This window comes from Clostridium sp. AM43-3BH, assembly GCF_003479985.1.
Taxonomy (GTDB): domain Bacteria; phylum Bacillota; class Clostridia; order Lachnospirales; family Lachnospiraceae; genus Otoolea; species Otoolea fessa.
This window is the reverse complement of record NZ_QUIH01000005.1, coordinates 71144-86304: the sequence shown is the minus strand read 5'-3', so window position 1 is coordinate 86304 and position 15161 is coordinate 71144. Positions and strand designations below refer to the sequence as shown.

11 protein-coding genes are annotated in these 15161 nt (G+C 51.4%); 8 read left to right on the top strand and 3 right to left on the bottom strand.

Features of this window, described 5'->3' with window-relative positions; translation table 11 throughout:
* The first annotated feature begins 208 nt into the window (after nt 1–208).
* Entirely contained in the window at nt 209–1888 is a 1680-nt protein-coding gene (locus DW931_RS09265) for a hypothetical protein (RefSeq protein WP_147353625.1), read from the top strand.
* A 96-nt stretch (nt 1889–1984) separates the two neighbouring features.
* Here the strand turns inward: DW931_RS09265 and DW931_RS09260 are convergent, their stop codons facing one another.
* Nucleotides 1985–2797: an amidohydrolase family protein gene (locus DW931_RS09260; protein WP_022359467.1), complete on the bottom strand. Its 813-nt coding sequence runs from the start codon at nt 2795–2797 to the stop codon at nt 1985–1987.
* Between the two features lie 411 nt (nt 2798–3208).
* On the opposite strand from DW931_RS09260, the gene DW931_RS09255 reads away from it, so the two are divergent.
* Nucleotides 3209–4855 carry a DEAD/DEAH box helicase gene (locus tag DW931_RS09255; protein ID WP_107000818.1) on the top strand — a complete coding sequence of 549 codons (1647 nt, stop codon included), beginning with the start codon at nt 3209–3211 and terminating at the stop codon, nt 4853–4855.
* A 388-nt stretch (nt 4856–5243) separates the two neighbouring features.
* On the opposite strand, the gene DW931_RS09245 is transcribed toward DW931_RS09255, so the two are convergent.
* Both DW931_RS09245 and lepB read right to left on the bottom strand, forming a co-directional pair.
* A complete protein-coding gene (locus DW931_RS09245; RefSeq protein ID WP_107000817.1) occupies nt 5244–6563 on the bottom strand; it encodes an aspartate kinase in 1320 nt (439 codons plus the stop codon).
* Between the two features lie 35 nt (nt 6564–6598).
* Nucleotides 6599–7111: a signal peptidase I gene (gene lepB / locus DW931_RS09240; protein ID WP_227589452.1), complete on the bottom strand. Its 513-nt coding sequence runs from the start codon at nt 7109–7111 to the stop codon at nt 6599–6601.
* Between the two features lie 549 nt (nt 7112–7660).
* Here lepB and glgB point away from each other — a divergent pair.
* The 6 genes from glgB to DW931_RS09210 all read left to right on the top strand — a co-directional run bounded on the left by glgB (nt 7661) and on the right by DW931_RS09210 (nt 14918).
* The gene (gene glgB, locus DW931_RS09235) at nt 7661–10183 is read left to right on the top strand and encodes a 1,4-alpha-glucan branching protein GlgB (RefSeq protein ID WP_227589443.1); all 2523 of its coding nucleotides are present in this window, start codon (nt 7661–7663) and stop codon (nt 10181–10183) included.
* A 21-nt stretch (nt 10184–10204) separates the two neighbouring features.
* Nucleotides 10205–11095, top strand: a complete 891-nt coding sequence (locus DW931_RS09230) for a mechanosensitive ion channel family protein (protein ID WP_118469049.1) — start codon at nt 10205–10207, stop codon at nt 11093–11095.
* A 43-nt stretch (nt 11096–11138) separates the two neighbouring features.
* A complete protein-coding gene (locus DW931_RS09225) occupies nt 11139–11702 on the top strand; it encodes an HD domain-containing protein (RefSeq protein WP_118469051.1) in 564 nt (187 codons plus the stop codon).
* Nucleotides 11703–11843: 141 nt separating this feature from the next.
* A complete protein-coding gene (gene cysE, locus DW931_RS09220; protein WP_022359459.1) occupies nt 11844–12524 on the top strand; it encodes a serine O-acetyltransferase in 681 nt (226 codons plus the stop codon).
* 82 nt (nt 12525–12606) lie between these two features.
* A complete protein-coding gene (locus tag DW931_RS09215) occupies nt 12607–14178 on the top strand; it encodes an SPOCS domain-containing protein (protein ID WP_118469053.1) in 1572 nt (523 codons plus the stop codon).
* Nucleotides 14179–14645: 467 nt separating this feature from the next.
* The gene (locus DW931_RS09210) at nt 14646–14918 is read left to right on the top strand and encodes a GIY-YIG nuclease family protein (protein WP_118469055.1); all 273 of its coding nucleotides are present in this window, start codon (nt 14646–14648) and stop codon (nt 14916–14918) included.
* Nucleotides 14919–15161: the final 243 nt, after the last annotated feature.

Sequence of the window (15161 nt, the reverse complement as noted above, 5' to 3'; positions counted from 1 at the left end):
AGGAATGTCAAGCTATATTTGGGGGAAGAGGTAACGGTTCAAATCCGTAGCTGTTCACAGTAACAAAAAGAGTGCCGGAAAGAGTGGACATTTGGCAAATGACTTGATAAAATGAGTAAAGTTTTAGGGCAGATGGGAATGAAAAAGGGATAAAAAGTTGCTGGGCACGATGCTTGAACAGTAATGATGAAACCTGAATTTGACAGAAATGACAGAAGTGAGGAAGAAAATGCTGGAAAAATTTTGTGTCGGGCTGGTGCGGATTTTGTTGGGAGGAATTCTTTTTTTCCTGACACTGCTCAGCGCGGTTGTGACCTGCCGGGTCTATGGAGGTTCTGAGATTGTACAGTATGGAAGGGACAGTCTGTTTCTGCACCTGTTTTTTGGTGCGGGTGTGATTGGACTGACGGTGTTTTACAGGAGGAGAAAGGAACGAAAGTGCCGGAAGAACCAGTGGCTTCTTTTAGCGGCTGCTGCCTATCTTTTTTGGATTCTCCTTGTCCCGTCCTGGGGCGGTTCTGACTCCCATCAGTGTATGGCGTCCGCGCAGGGACTTCTGCAGGGCGATTTCAGCGCCTGGGAGCCGGTGGCGTATTCGTATGGGACAGCGGAAGGACCCCTTGGGTATGCGTACACTTACCCGTCTCAGAACGGGCTGATTCTCTATATGGCAGTGCTGGCATTTTTCTTTGGAGATGCGGCGTATGTAGTTTTCCAGATTTTAAATATCGGATTTTTTATTCTGGGAATCGTGAGCCTGCAGCGGATGACGGTCCGGGGAAACGAAAGGTGCAGCTTGCTTTTGTGGATGGCGTGCTGTCTGCCATTTTCTTTCTATATCCTCTTCGTGTACGGCACGATGCCAGGATTTGGACTTTCGTGTCTGGCGATGGAACGTCTGGTGCGGTATGTGGAAGAGGGGCGGGGAAGAGACTTCTGGATTGGCGCGGCAGCAGTAGCGGCGGCGGTGATCCTCAAGTCGAATTATGAGATTGTGCTGGTGGCGCTGTTTTTGTATCTGGCATCCTCGGGAGTCTTTCGAAGGAAAGCACGCCTGCTGGTGGCAGCGGTGCTTCTGATTACAGTGTATGTGATTGGAAACCGGGGGATTCAGACAGGAATTTCTTCTGTGACCGGACACACGGTATCGGACGGTGCGCCGATGATTGCCTGGGTGCAGATGGGACTGGAGGAGAGCAAACGTGGACCGGGCTGGTACAATGGCTATCAGGTAAAACTCTTTCAGAAGGCAGATGGGGATGCGGATCTGGCGGCCGCATGGGCGCAGGCAGATTTGCGGAAAACGATTTCAGATATGGCAGAGGAACCGGCGAAAGCCGCTGATTTCTTTGTTCGGAAGATCGAGTCAATCTGGGCGGAACCGACCTTTCAGAGTCTCTGGATCCAGGAGGTGGGAAATACCTCCTGGGCGGAGGGAAGCCCGCCATGGGAGCTTTTCAAGGAAGAAGGGGGTCTGAACCGGCTCTATGTTTTTGCGGCGAATCTGGTGCAGACGTTTGTGTATGCGATGGCATGTGTATGGGTGATTGCCGGGATGAGTGCCAAAGGAAGCCGAAGTAAGCATGTCCTGATGAACCGAACATGGGAAAAGAGGATAGAAGCAGAAAAGGCAGAAAAAACTGTGAAAGCTGTGAAAAAACAGGGAATGGAAACGGTCTGGGAGAGGCAGGAACGTGGAGAAACGGACAGATGGGGGATGCTGATTCCGGGAATCGTGTTTATTGGGGGATTCCTGTTCCATCTGGTCTGGGAGGCAAAGGGGCAGTATTCGGTGGTGTATTTTATGCTGCTGCTGCCGTATGCGTATCTGGGGATGGAAAGAGTGGCGGATGTATTTTTAGATGTGACAGGTGCCGGGAAAGAATGATGTTTTGAGATAAAAAAGATACTGGGAACAGCCTGAAATAAGCCGTTTTCAGTATCTTTTTTATGGTTTAAAAGAGCTATGATTTCTAAAAATCCATTAAAAATTGCAATGATAAATCCGCTCCGCCGCCTGATAGAACACAGTTTCCCAGTATTTTTCCGGAATCAGCCGTTTCGTAATTTCGATGTAATCTTCATAGTTGGCGAGCGGCCAGTCGGTGCCGAACATGAGCTTATCATAGTCGCGGATGTAGGCAAGCCAGGTTTTCAGGGTGCTGATATACCCGCTCTGCTCTTCCAGAAACTCCGGAATGTCAAATTTGCCCTCTAAAAGCCCAGAGAGGTCGGCGGCGACATTTTCATTTTTCTCGACAACGGCGGCGGCATCCATCAGCCACGGGTTGCCGAAGTGGCACATGACGAACTGGACATCCGGATGGCGGACGGCGGCTTCATCGAGGGTCAGCGGATGGCTGTATTTGATGAATGCTTTGGAACCGGCGGTCTGTCCGGTGTGGATGGCAACCGGCTTTTTATACGCCTTGGCGAGGTCGTAGATCGGTTCGAAGCGCTCGTCGGTAACGTAGATGGAATCATATCCCGGATAGAGTTTGATGCCGACGCAGGTATTCCGTTTTAAGTTTTCTTCGACAAGATCGCATGTCTTCTGAATCTTTTCCGGCGTCAGTTTTCGTGCTTCGACGCCGACGCAATAGCGCAGAAAATCCGGGTATGTGTGATTATCCGGGTGAACGCCGCGGTTTCCCATGACGATGCCGCCGACGATATTATATTTCTGAAAGCATTCCCGCAGATGCTCTTCATTATTGATATGACCGGCTTCGATGGCAATCTCATCGAAATGCGGGTAACCGGGACAAAAGTGCAAATGTGAATCAATGATTTTCATAATGATAACAGGCGCCTGTATCAAAAACCTTTTGGAAAAAGAACGGCGCTGTCCTCCTTTCTGCTGTGATGTATGTCTGGAAGTTTTGAGAAAATCCGGTGCAACAAAACTTCGGGTGTATATAAATAAGAAATGCAGTGACAGTCCGGCAGGTTCATAGAGCATGCAGCAACTGTATGAAATCAACTGTTAGTGTAGTCCCAAATGGGGTGGATGTCAAATTTTTCTCCATCTGTTTGACATCCACACTATGATCTGGTATAGTGATAGCTATGCGTATTGCAAAGGGGCAAACTGCCTCTTTCTTTTTTTGTAAATATTCCGGAAGAATGCAAAAAAGATAACTAATATGATATATGAAATGTATCTCCGGAATGTGCAGACCGTTAATCAGACAATGAAAGGAATAGAATGGAAACAATCAGATTTGAAGATTTAGAGTTAGATGCAAAGATCATGCGTGCGATCACCGATATGGGGTTCGAGGCGGCTTCTCCGATTCAGGGACAGGCGATTCCGCTGGAACTGCAGGGACTGGATATCATCGGACAGGCACAGACCGGTACCGGTAAGACGGCTGCGTTTGGTATTCCGCTGTTACAGAAGATCGATCCGAAGAATAAGAAGCCGCAGGCGATCATTCTCTGCCCGACCCGTGAACTTGCCATCCAGGTATCTGAGGAGATCCGCCGCCTGGCAAAATACATGCACGGTGTCAAGGTTCTGCCGATCTACGGCGGACAGGAGATCGGACGTCAGATCCGTTCCCTCAAGGATGGTGTGCAGGTTATCATCGGTACGCCGGGGCGTGTGATGGATCACATGCGCCGCAAAACCGTCAAGATGGATCAGATCCACACGGTTGTCCTCGACGAGGCGGACGAGATGCTGAACATGGGCTTTTTAGAGGATATGGAAACCATCTTAAGCGCACTGCCGGAGGAGAGACAGACGCTGATGTTCTCAGCGACGATGCCGCAGGCGATTCAGCGGATCGCGACGAACTTCCAGAAAGATCCGCAGATTGTGCGCGTGGTCAAGAAAGAGCTGACCGTTCCGAAGGTAACCCAGTATTATTATGAAGTAAAACCGAAGAATAAGCTGGAGGTTATGTGCCGTCTGCTGGATCTCTATGATCCGAAGCTCTCAGTGGTATTTTGCAACACGAAAAAGCAGGTCGATGAGCTGGTACAGGGCTTACAGGGACGCGGTTATTTTGCAGAAGGACTTCACGGCGATCTGAAACAGGAGCAGCGTGACCGTGTCATGCGTGCATTCCGTACCGGACGGACGGACATTCTGGTGGCAACGGATGTGGCAGCCCGCGGTATCGACGTCGATGATGTTGAGGCGGTATTCAACTATGATGTACCGCAGGATGACGAGTATTATGTACATCGCATCGGACGTACCGGCCGTGCCGGACGCGAGGGCAAGGCGTTTAACCTCGTAGTCGGCAAAGAGGTTTACAAGCTGCGCGAGATCCAGCGCTACTGCAAGACCCGCATCATTCCGCAGGCGATTCCGTCTCTGGACGATGTGACCTCCATCAAGGCAGATAAGATTCTCGACCAGGTGGGCGAGGTGCTGCAGGACAGCGATCTGAGCAAGGTGATCGATATTGTAGAAAAACGTGTGCTGGAAGAGGACTACACGACGCTCGATCTGGCAGCAGCGCTGCTCAAAATGATGATGGGCGAAGAGGGCGAGGAGCTCTTAGAGGAGAACCGTCCGCTGCGTGAGCTGGAGGATCTCGAGGATGAGAGCCGCCGCAGCCGTGGTGGAAGAAACGGCAGAGGAAGCCGTGGCAGAAATGAGGACGTAGCGCGTCTCTTCATCAACATCGGAAAGAACCAGGGCATCCGTCCGGGCGATATCCTCGGTGCGATCGCCGGAGAATCCGGCATGCCGGGACGTATGGTCGGAAGTATCGATATGTTCGATAATTACACATTCGTCGAGGTGCCGAGAGAGCATGCGGACGTTGTACTGCAGGCGATGCGCGGTGCGAAGATCAAGGGCAAGAACGTGCATATGGAGAAGGCGAACCGGAAGTAAAGAGCATATTGAAATTATATTTGGCATATGCTATAATGCCATTAGGCGAAAAGACAAAAGTGTTCAAAGTGGCACAAAAACAAATCCCTCAGGTGCGGGCACACCTGAGGGATTTTATTCCATTTGGGCGAGGTGGCTTAAGCCTCTGGCTGACTACCTAACGATGTCCGTCCAACCACTTGCATATGTAATAGGCGATTACACTTGCCACGACGGACACAAGAAAAGACAGAAATATATTCAAAATGGCACACCCCCCTTTCTGCACCTGTCTAGGGGTGGTAGCTGTATTAGTATATCATAAAGATAAAATTATAAAAAGTCATCTTTGAGATGTTTTGTTTGTCTCAAAGATGACTTTTTATCTTAATAACTTTAAAATTTGCTCTTACAGCTCCGCCGTAATAAAAATATCATAAATTGCTTTCACAGCCGCCTCGAAATCTGCGTTCTTCACGCCGATGATGATGTTGAGTTCACTGGAACCCTGGTCGATCATCTTGACGTTGATGCGGGCGTGTGCCAGGGCGGAGAAGATACGTCCGGCAGTGCCGCGGGTGGACTTCATGCCGCGTCCTACGACGGCGATGAGTGCTAAATCGGACTCAAGCTCGATGGAATCTGGCTGTACCGCGCGGTGGATGTTGGAGATAACGAACTGTTCATGCTGTTCGAATTCGGACTGGTGTACGAAGATGGTCATCGTATCGATTCCGGACGGCATATGCTCGAAGGAAATACCGCAGTCCTCGAAGACACCCAGAACTTTTCTCCCAAACCCAATTTCGGAGTTCATCATCGCTTTCTCGATGGTGACAGAGCAGAAACCAGTCTTTCCGGCGATACCGGTGATGGTGTATTTCGGCTTCCGGCAGGTATTCTCGACGATGAGTGTACCCGGATCCTCCGGCTTGTTGGTGTTGCGGATATTGATCGGAATGCCCTCACGGCGTACCGGGAAGATGGCATCCTCATGAAGGACGCTTGCACCCATGTAAGCCAGTTCACGCAGTTCTTTGTAGGTGATGGTCTCGATTGGAACCGGATTTTCCACGATGCGCGGGTCGGTTACCAGGAAACCGGATACATCGGTCCAGTTCTCGTAGAGGTCTGCGTGAATCGCGCGGGCTACGATGGAACCGGTGATATCAGAACCACCGCGGGAGAAGGTGTGGATCGTGCCGTCCGGATTGGACCCGTAGAAGCCCGGGATGACGGCGCGCTCAGTGTGCGCGAGGCGTTCGGACAGCTCTTCATTGGTTTTCTCGGACAGGAATGTACCATTCTCGTCAAAGAAGATTACCTCGGCTGCATCGATGAACTCATAGCCCAGGTAATGGGACATGATGATACCGTTTAAATACTCACCGCGGGAAGCTGCGTAATCGCTGCCTTTTTTTGCGATAAAGTTTTCCTCGATGGTCTTGAACTCATAATCGAGGTTTAAATTCAACTCCAGACCGTCGATGATCTGCTCATAGCGCTCTTTGATGGCGGAGAGAAGCTTGCCGTAGCTTGCGCCGGTGGAAGCTGCCTCGTAGCAGGCATAGAGCATATCGGTTACTTTGGTGTCATTTTTGTTGCGTTTGCCCGGAGCAGACGGTACAACGTAGCGTCTGGATTTATCAGCACGGATAATATCTCCGACTTTTTTGAACTGTTTTGCGCTGGCGAGGGAACTTCCGCCAAACTTTACTACTTTCTTCATGATGTTCTTTGTTCCTTCCTAAAGTAAATATTGGGTTAATTCAGTTTCTGGATCTTCGGAAAATACTGGAACAGTACCTTGGCAACCAGTTTGTCGCGCTTGACGTATTTGTGCGTCCAGCGGCGGGCGTCGTTGGAATAGTTCCGGTTGTCGCCCAGCATGAAATAGCAGCCATCCGGCACTTCGTAGTGCTGCGGTTCCTCCGGTTCCATCGGTTCATGCAGATACGGTTCGTCGAGCGGTGTATCGGAACCATTTAAGTATACCTTGCCGTCTACGATGTCGATCGTGTCGCCCGGCATACCAATGATACGTTTGACATAGTACGTTTTGATGCCTTTCGCTTCATCATCCGGATAAATGAAAATGGCGATGTCACCCCGCTGCGGATCTCCGAATTTGTAGCTTAACCGTGAGCCGATGACGCGGTCGCCAGCCATGATGGTCGTTTCCATCGAGCTGGTCGGGACTTCGCTGTTGGCGATGATGAAATGGTTGACGCAGAATGCGATAATAGCGGCGGCAACCAGAACCTGAATCCAGCTTATGACCTCGTCCTTGAGATTGAAGCCTTCCTTGCGGCTCTTGCCCTTCTTGGATTTTGCGGCATTTCCGGTACCTGAAGCGTTGTTGTTCTCTTCGGGCGTATCTTCCAAATCGTGTTCCGAAGAGTTCTGGCCTGGCTGGTTGATGCCGATTTTTCCGGCGCGGAGTTCATCGAGCATCTCATCCAGTTCCTGATCGGAACGCCCGGAGAAATTGCTTCGGGACGAAATATGGTCTCTATCTTGATCTTCCATATATATCTCCTCTCTCTGCTGTTGCTGTCTGTGTGACGTTATCTTATGGCACTTTCAGTTCCAAAGGTGTCTGCTACGGCAGTAACGTTTGTGCAACGCATGAGCAGTAATAGGCTACTGTAAATGGTAACCTTCTGACATAATAGTGTATATGAGATGCCTTGATTTATCAAGTTTTTTCACGAAATTTCGGGAAAATTCATAAATGTTTTGAAGTGTATGATTGTATTATTGGGCGCGGGATGCTAAAATGAAGCTAAAACCAAAAACCACAAAGGAACGCAAGGGGGCGTATGTATGGATAAAACATTATACGATCTGATGGACTGGGCTGGAATTGAAGAAATTGTCTATTCGGAAGCGGCAAACCCGCACCGGATGCTGGGAGCCCATATGACGCCGGAGGGAATGCTGGTACAGGCGTTTATTCCGACGGCGCGCGATATTACGGTCAAACTTTCGGCAACCGGCAAGCAGTACCAGATGGAGATGGCGGACGAGACTGGCTTTTTTGCGGCGCTGATTCCGCGCAAGACTCTGGCGGATTATACCCTCCTTGTGTTTTATGATAATGGTACGTTAAGCGAGATACACGATCCGTATTCCTTTGCACCGCAGTTTACGGAATCGGATTTGAAGAAATTCGAGGCGGGCGTCCACTACAGCATTTATAATAAGATGGGCGCGCATCCGATGACGGTCAAAGGTGTGAGCGGCGTCTATTTTGCAGTCTGGGCGCCGGAAGCGATGCGCGTGAGTGTCGTCGGTGATTTCAACCTGTGGGATGGCAGACGCAGCCAGATGCGGCGGTTGGGAGATTCGGGCGTGTTTGAGATTTTTATCCCGGAGCTAAAAAAGGGCGCTGTTTATAAATATGAAATTAAGTTCAAGAACGGCGACCCGGCGCTGAAGGCGGATCCGTATGCGAACTATGCGGAACTTAGACCGAACACGGCATCCATCGTCTGGGATCTGGACGAATATAAATGGAACGATCAGGACTGGATGAAGAAACGGGCGGCGCTCGACACGAAGACGGCGCCGATGTCGATCTATGAGGTGCATCTCGGTTCCTGGATGCGAAAACCGACCGAGGTGGATAAGAGAGGACGCGAGATTGTCGGATCAGAGTTTTACAATTACCGTGAGATCGCGGTCAAGCTGGCGGAATATGTGAAGGAAATGGGGTATACCCATGTGGAACTTCTGCCGGTCATGGAACATCCGCTGGATGCTTCGTGGGGCTATCAGGTGACGGGATATTACGCACCGACCAGCCGCTTCGGCACACCGGATGATTTCATGTATTTTATGGATTACCTGCACGGACAGGGGATTGGCGTTATCCTTGACTGGGTTCCGGCACATTTCCCACGTGATGCATGGGGCATGGCGCAGTTTGACGGAAGCTGCCTCTATGAGCACAAGGATCCGAGACAGGGGGCGCATCCGCACTGGGGTACGCTGATCTACAACTACGGCAGACCGGGGGTTTCAAACTTCCTGATTGCGAATGCGATGTTCTGGGCGGACCGCTATCACGCGGACGGCATCCGGTTTGATGCGGTGGCGTCGATGCTGTATCTGGATTATGGCAAGAATCCGGGTGAATGGATTGCCAATATGTACGGCGGTCATGAGAATCTGGAGGCGGTCGAGTTCTTAAAGCATCTGAACTCTGTCTTCAGGGGACGCAAGGACGGCGCGATTCTGATTGCCGAGGAATCGACGGCATGGCCGAAGGTTACCGGTGACGTGAAGAACGGCGGTCTTGGCTTTGATTATAAATGGAACATGGGCTGGATGAACGATTTTCTGGGCTATATGGAGCAGGATCCATATTTCCGGTGCCACCACTACAATGAACTGACCTTCAGCATGATTTACGCCTACAGTGAAAATTTCGTCCTCGTTTTCTCACATGACGAGGTGGTTCACGGAAAAGGTTCCCTGGTCAATAAGATGCCGGGACAGACGTTTGAGGACAAGTTTGCGAACCTGCGGGCGGCATACGGTTTTATGATGGGACATCCGGGCAAGAAACTCCTCTTCATGGGACAGGATTTCGCCCAGATGGATGAGTGGAATGAGAATGCATCGATCGAGTGGGAGCTGCTGCAGTATCCGATCCACAGCCAGATGAAGGAGTATGTGAAGGAGTTAAATCACTTTTATACCAGCCATCCGGCACTCTATCAGAAAGATTATCAGACGGAAGGCTTCGAGTGGATCAACTGCATGGATGCAGCGGACAATATCATTGCATTTCTCCGGCGCGGCGCGGATGAGACACTGCTCTTTGTCTGCAACTTTGCCCCGCAGCTGCATGAGAAGCTGACGGTCGGCGTACCGTTTAAGGGAAAATACAAAGAGATTTTCAACAGCGATGCGGAGAAGTTCGGCGGAAGCGGAAAGGTCAATCCGCGTATGAAGTCCTCGAAGGCAGAGGAATGTGATGGAAAGGAAAATTCCATCACGATCCAGCTGGCGCCGCTTGGCATCAGCGTCTTCAACTGCACGCCGACGGAGCCGGAGAAGAAAGAAAAACCGGCGAAGGCGAAAAAGACGACCCACAGCACTAAGAGTGTAAAAGAAAAGGCTGAAACCGATCTCCAGAGCATGATGGCGGATGCAGCGGCGGCATTCAATGGAAAAGCCGGGGGGACAGCTGCTGCGGCAGCAGAACGCCTGGCGGGTATTTCAGATAAGCTGGCAGAGGCGAAGGCGGGGCTTTCCTCCAAGATTATCAGTCTGTCCTCGATTGCGAGACGACAGGCGGGATTGGAAGAAGGTCTGGATAAAAAGGTAGGAAAAGAGTAAGTACAGGAAGGAATGAAATAGATGGCAACAGCGGCAGAGCTGACAGGCGAGGAGATCGCGGCGGTAGCAGAGTCACTATCGGATCCGGCAAATTTGAACGTGGATACGATGGCTGCGATCATGCACCGGATTGGCCCGGGGCTTATGGCATTGGGACAGAAGGTACTGGTGGCGCTCATCATTTTCCTGATTGGACGTAAGGTCATTTCGATGATCGAGAAGATGCTGTCCCGCTCGATGGAGCATGCCGGTATGGATGTGGGTGTGACTCGTTTCCTGCGGGCGCTGACCCAGTTTGTGATGAATGTCTTCCTGCTTTTTATGATTGCAGGGCAGCTTGGCATGGACAGCGCCTCGATTGTGGCGGTTCTTGGCGCGGCAGGTCTTGCGCTGAGTTTGGCGCTCCAGCAGAGTCTTGGAAACTTTGCGGGCGGACTCTTGATTTTAATTATGAAACCGTTCCGGGTGGGGGATTATATCATTTCCCCGTCCGGGGAGGGAAGGGTTTCGATGGTCGGGCTGGTTTACACGACTATCCTGACAACCGATAATAAAGCAATTACCATCCCGAATGGCACCCTTTCAAACTCAACCGTGACCAACGTGACGGCGATGGACAAGCGGATGCTGGAACTCAAGGTCGGTATCGCCTATGAGGCAGATATCCGGACGGCAAAGGCAGTGTTAGAGCGCGTTTACAGGGAACATCCGATGGTGAAGAAGGACGAGGACATCAAGGTATTTGTGGACAGCCTGGGCGACAGCAGCGTGGTGCTTGGTATCCGGGGCTGGGTAGAGACGTCCGATTACTGGCAGACGAGATGGGACATTCTGGAACGGATCAAGCTGTCATTTGACGAGGCGGGCATCGAAATTCCATACAACAAGATGGATGTACATTTGAAACAGTAGCAATCGTTTAAACAGTATAAGCAATATAGACAGAGGAACAACCATGATTGACAGAGCGGCAAAATTCGCAGAACAGGCGCATAAGGGCGCACACCGGAAGGGAACCAGAATTCCGTATATCGTTCATCCGCTGGAGACGGCGCTGATTGCGTCGATGCTGACGAACGATGAGGAGATACTGGCAGCGGCACTTCTGCATGATACGATCGAGGACACGGGTGTGACCTACGAGGATTTGAAACAGGAGTTTGGCACCCGGGTTGCGGATCTGGTCGCGGCGGAGAGCGAGGATAAGTCCAAAACCTGGATTGAGCGCAAGGGGCACACGCTGGAACATCTGAAAACAGCGAGTCCGGCGGAGAAGATCCTGACGATGGCGGACAAGCTGAGCAATATCCGCAGCATGGCGCGTGACTATCTGTTGGTCGGGGAGGAGCTCTGGCAGCGGTTTAATATGAAGGACAGAGAGAAACAGGCGTGGTATTACACGTCGATGATAGACCTTTTAAAGGACTTGAATGAGACACCGGAATATCAGGAATATGTGCGTCTCTGCGGCAAGGTATTTGGCGGGATCGCAGGGTGTTGTAGTTTACAAAATATATGAACGGCAGCATAAAAACAACATAGGATGACAATGAGAAACTGCAGCAGCCAGTCAGAAAGAATGGCTGTCGGAGAAGGATGGTAGGTTCTGAGATTTTGCGGAAACGGAAAGGTCATTCAGTTCAGTAAAAGGGGAAGAGACATGATTTTAAAAGATATTTGGATGGATGTAAAAGCGGTTCAGGAGCGAGATCCGGCTGCGAGAAATGCATTGGAGGTACTACTTTTATATCAGGGCGTACATGCCCTGATCTGGCACCGGGTGGCGCACTGGTTTTATGAGCACCATATGTTTTTCATTGCGCGCCTGATTTCACAGGTGGCACGTTTCTTTACATTGATTGAGATTCATCCGGGTGCACAGCTCGGACACGGTATTCTGATTGACCACGGCTGCGGCGTTGTCATCGGTGAGACGGCGGTGGTCGGCGACAACTGTACGATTTACCAGGGTGTGACGCTGGGCGGTGTCGGAACACAGAAGGGTAAACGTCATCCGACGCTGGGAAATAATGTGACGGTCGGTTCCGGCGCAAAGATTCTCGGTTCTTTCGAGGTCGGTGATAACTGTTCCGTAGCGGCAAATGCGGTTCTGCTCCGCCCGCTCGAGGAAAATACCACGGCTGTCGGCATTCCGGCGCGTCCGGTCAAGAAGGACGGCGTGGCGCTGCCGAAGAAGCAGAAGATGATCATCGGCGAGGACGATCAGCGTATTTTAGAGCAGATCGACGCGCTCCGGAAAGAGCTTCAGGAACTTAGAGAAGAGTCGGCAAACCTGCGGAAGGAACTGGAGGCAGTGCGGGCAGGACAGGAGAAAGCCTGACACAAAATTATTCATAACGCCCCTTTCGGCTGCATAAATTTCTTTGAGAGAAATGCGTGCGGTTTGGAAAGGGGCGTTTTTTATGATAGAGCTGATCAAAAAAGAGATACATATGAATCGGCAGAGGGGGACGGCGGTGTCGCAGCTGACGCTGGATGATGATTTTATTGTGCCGGATGCGCTGGATGATGCGGTGCAGATACTGCTGTCAGACGGGGAAGTTCAGATAGAAAATTCACGGATTCAGGGAGAAAAGGTGCTGATCCGGGGAAAGCTTGTGTTCCGGGTGCTGTACCGCCGGGAGTCGGGCGGGCTGCAGGCGATGGGCGGGGAGATTCCATTTGAGGAAACGGTCAATGTGCCGGAGCTTTCGGAGCGCGACTATACGCAGATCGTATGGAATATCGAAGATTTGAATATTACCATGATTCATTCGCGCAAGCTGAGCGCCAAAGCGGTGCTGACGCTTACGGTGCGGGCGGAAAGCCGCGTCGATGCGCAGGCTGCCGCGGACGTCGAGACGGACGATGCGGGGCTGCAAGTCCTGAAGAGAAGCGTTCCGGCAGCGACGCTTGCAGTGCGGCGCAAAGATATCTACCGGGTCCGGGAGGAAGTAAGCGTATCGGCAAATAAGCCGAATATTGAGACGATTCTCTGGCAGGAGATGCGTCTTCGGGATGTTTCGGTGCGCCCGTTGGATGGAAAACTGCATCTGGACGGTGAATTGTCGGTGTTCCTGATTTACAGCGGCGAGGGCGAGCACACGCCGGTTCAGTGGTTGGAGGAGAGTATTCCGTTTTCCGGTGAAGTGGAACTCTCGGAGGCGGTGGAGGAGATGATCCCGGCGGTCGGGGTCCGGATTCTTCATGCAGAGGCGGACAAAAAGCCGGACAGCGATGGGGAGATGCGCGAAGTGGAAGTGGAGGCGGTGCTGGAGCTGGACATCCGACTTTATAAAGAAGAATCAGTGGAACTTTTAAGCGATCTCTATTCGACCGGCTGCGAGGTCGTGAGCGAGCAGGGGGAGGTGTGCTTTGACCGGCTTTTGACGCGCAACAGCTGCAAAATGCGGGTGGGCGGAAGCGTTTCTTTTCAGAAACCGGATCGAATTCTGCAGATTTGCCACAGCAGTGGGATTGTCCGGCTGGATGAGAGCCGCCCGTCAGAAAACGGTCTGGCGATCGAGGGAGTGCTGGAAGTCAGTCTCCTGTATCTGACGGATGATGACGCGGCGCCGGTCGGGGCAATTTCTGAGGTTCTGCCATTTTCCGGCACGGTCGAGGCGGAGGGGATCCGGGAAGACTGCGTCTGGCAGTTGAATCTGGGGCTGGAACAGCTCGGCGCGGTGATGCTGGGTGGCGGTGAGGCGGAGGTCAAGGCGCAGCTCACGGTGGAACTGCTTGTATTCCAGCCGATGCAGGAAGCGGTGGTTACATCCGTGCAGACACAGCCGTTCGATTTAAAGCGCTGGGAGCAGCAGCCAGGGATTGTGGGTTATATTGTGCAGCCGGGGGATTCTCTGTGGAAAATTGCAAAAAAATTCCACACGACGGTGGATCAGGTGCGGGAAATGAATGAAATCGACGGGGAGGAAGCCGGTGCAGGGGCGCGGCTGCTTCTGATCAAAGAGGTAACGGCGGGTAACTGTTCATAGGTAGGAATTTTAGAGAGAAAAAATCGTTTCTGTTCACGGGTGGGCACTTTTGGGACCGAAAGTGCCGTAAGAAAACGTGGTGGCAGCAGGAATTTGCCGTATTGAAATTCGAAGCCACGGCAAATTCCGTTACTGGACACGTATGCGTGTACAGTAACAAAAAATCCAGCCGGAATGGTTGCATTTGGGGGAAAACTTTATATACTATTATTGTAACGGTTCAATATCTTCACAGTTACAAGCAAAAATCCATGCAGATTTGACTTTGACAAAGGATTTTCGCCTTGTAAGCCAGGAAAACGCATCCGGCCGGTGCTTGATGATAGATCCGGGGAAGGAGTTTCCCGAACCGGGCGGTGCCCGTGCATTGCAAGGCGCGGCGCCGTTTACATAGGGCATCCGGATGCGTTTTCCTGTGTACTGAGAAATTTTTGTCGGGAGTGCGAACCATAAAGGCAGGATGAGGCATGAATTATACATATCTTTTGCGCTGCGCGGACGGAACCTTGTACTGCGGGTGGACGAACCATCTGGCAGCGCGGGTGGCGGCACACAATGCCGGGAAAGGTGCAAAATACACGAAAACCCGCCGTCCGGTAGTGCTGGCATACTATGAAGAATATGCGACGCGCAGCGAGGCGATGCGCCGGGAGGCAGCGCTCAAGAAACTGACCAAAAAGGAAAAAGAGGCGATGGCAGCGCTGGGACGGACGGAGCTTCCGGTGGATGACGAGACGTAGATATATCGCGCCGGGGCAGATTATGTACGAAGAATTGGTACAAACAATAGCGGTAAAGGCAAGAAACAGCAGTAGAAATTGGTAACTGTTCAGTAGGTCTGCACATTTACTGTGCTGACCGTACGAAAACATGGGCCAGCAGGCAAAAATCCCATTGCCGTAGGCAATTTTTAATGGATTTTTGCGCGTGACTGTGAAGGTACTGAACAGTTACAGAAATTGAAAGATAGAGAGAAAACAGGA

Coding starts and splice junctions, on each gene's coding strand:
- DW931_RS09230 (WP_118469049.1), top strand. CDS start 10,205: ATGGCAACAGCGGCAGAGCTGACAGGCGAGGAGATCGCGGCGGTAGCA.
- DW931_RS09260 (WP_022359467.1), bottom strand. CDS start 2,797: ATGAAAATCATTGATTCACATTTGCACTTTTGTCCCGGTTACCCGCAT.
- DW931_RS09245 (WP_107000817.1), bottom strand. CDS start 6,563: ATGAAGAAAGTAGTAAAGTTTGGCGGAAGTTCCCTCGCCAGCGCAAAA.
- DW931_RS09265 (WP_147353625.1), top strand. CDS start 209: ATGACAGAAGTGAGGAAGAAAATGCTGGAAAAATTTTGTGTCGGGCTG.
- DW931_RS09215 (WP_118469053.1), top strand. CDS start 12,607: ATGATAGAGCTGATCAAAAAAGAGATACATATGAATCGGCAGAGGGGG.
- glgB (WP_227589443.1), top strand. CDS start 7,661: ATGGATAAAACATTATACGATCTGATGGACTGGGCTGGAATTGAAGAA.
- cysE (WP_022359459.1), top strand. CDS start 11,844: ATGATTTTAAAAGATATTTGGATGGATGTAAAAGCGGTTCAGGAGCGA.
- DW931_RS09210 (WP_118469055.1), top strand. CDS start 14,646: ATGAATTATACATATCTTTTGCGCTGCGCGGACGGAACCTTGTACTGC.
- DW931_RS09255 (WP_107000818.1), top strand. CDS start 3,209: ATGGAAACAATCAGATTTGAAGATTTAGAGTTAGATGCAAAGATCATG.
- DW931_RS09225 (WP_118469051.1), top strand. CDS start 11,139: ATGATTGACAGAGCGGCAAAATTCGCAGAACAGGCGCATAAGGGCGCA.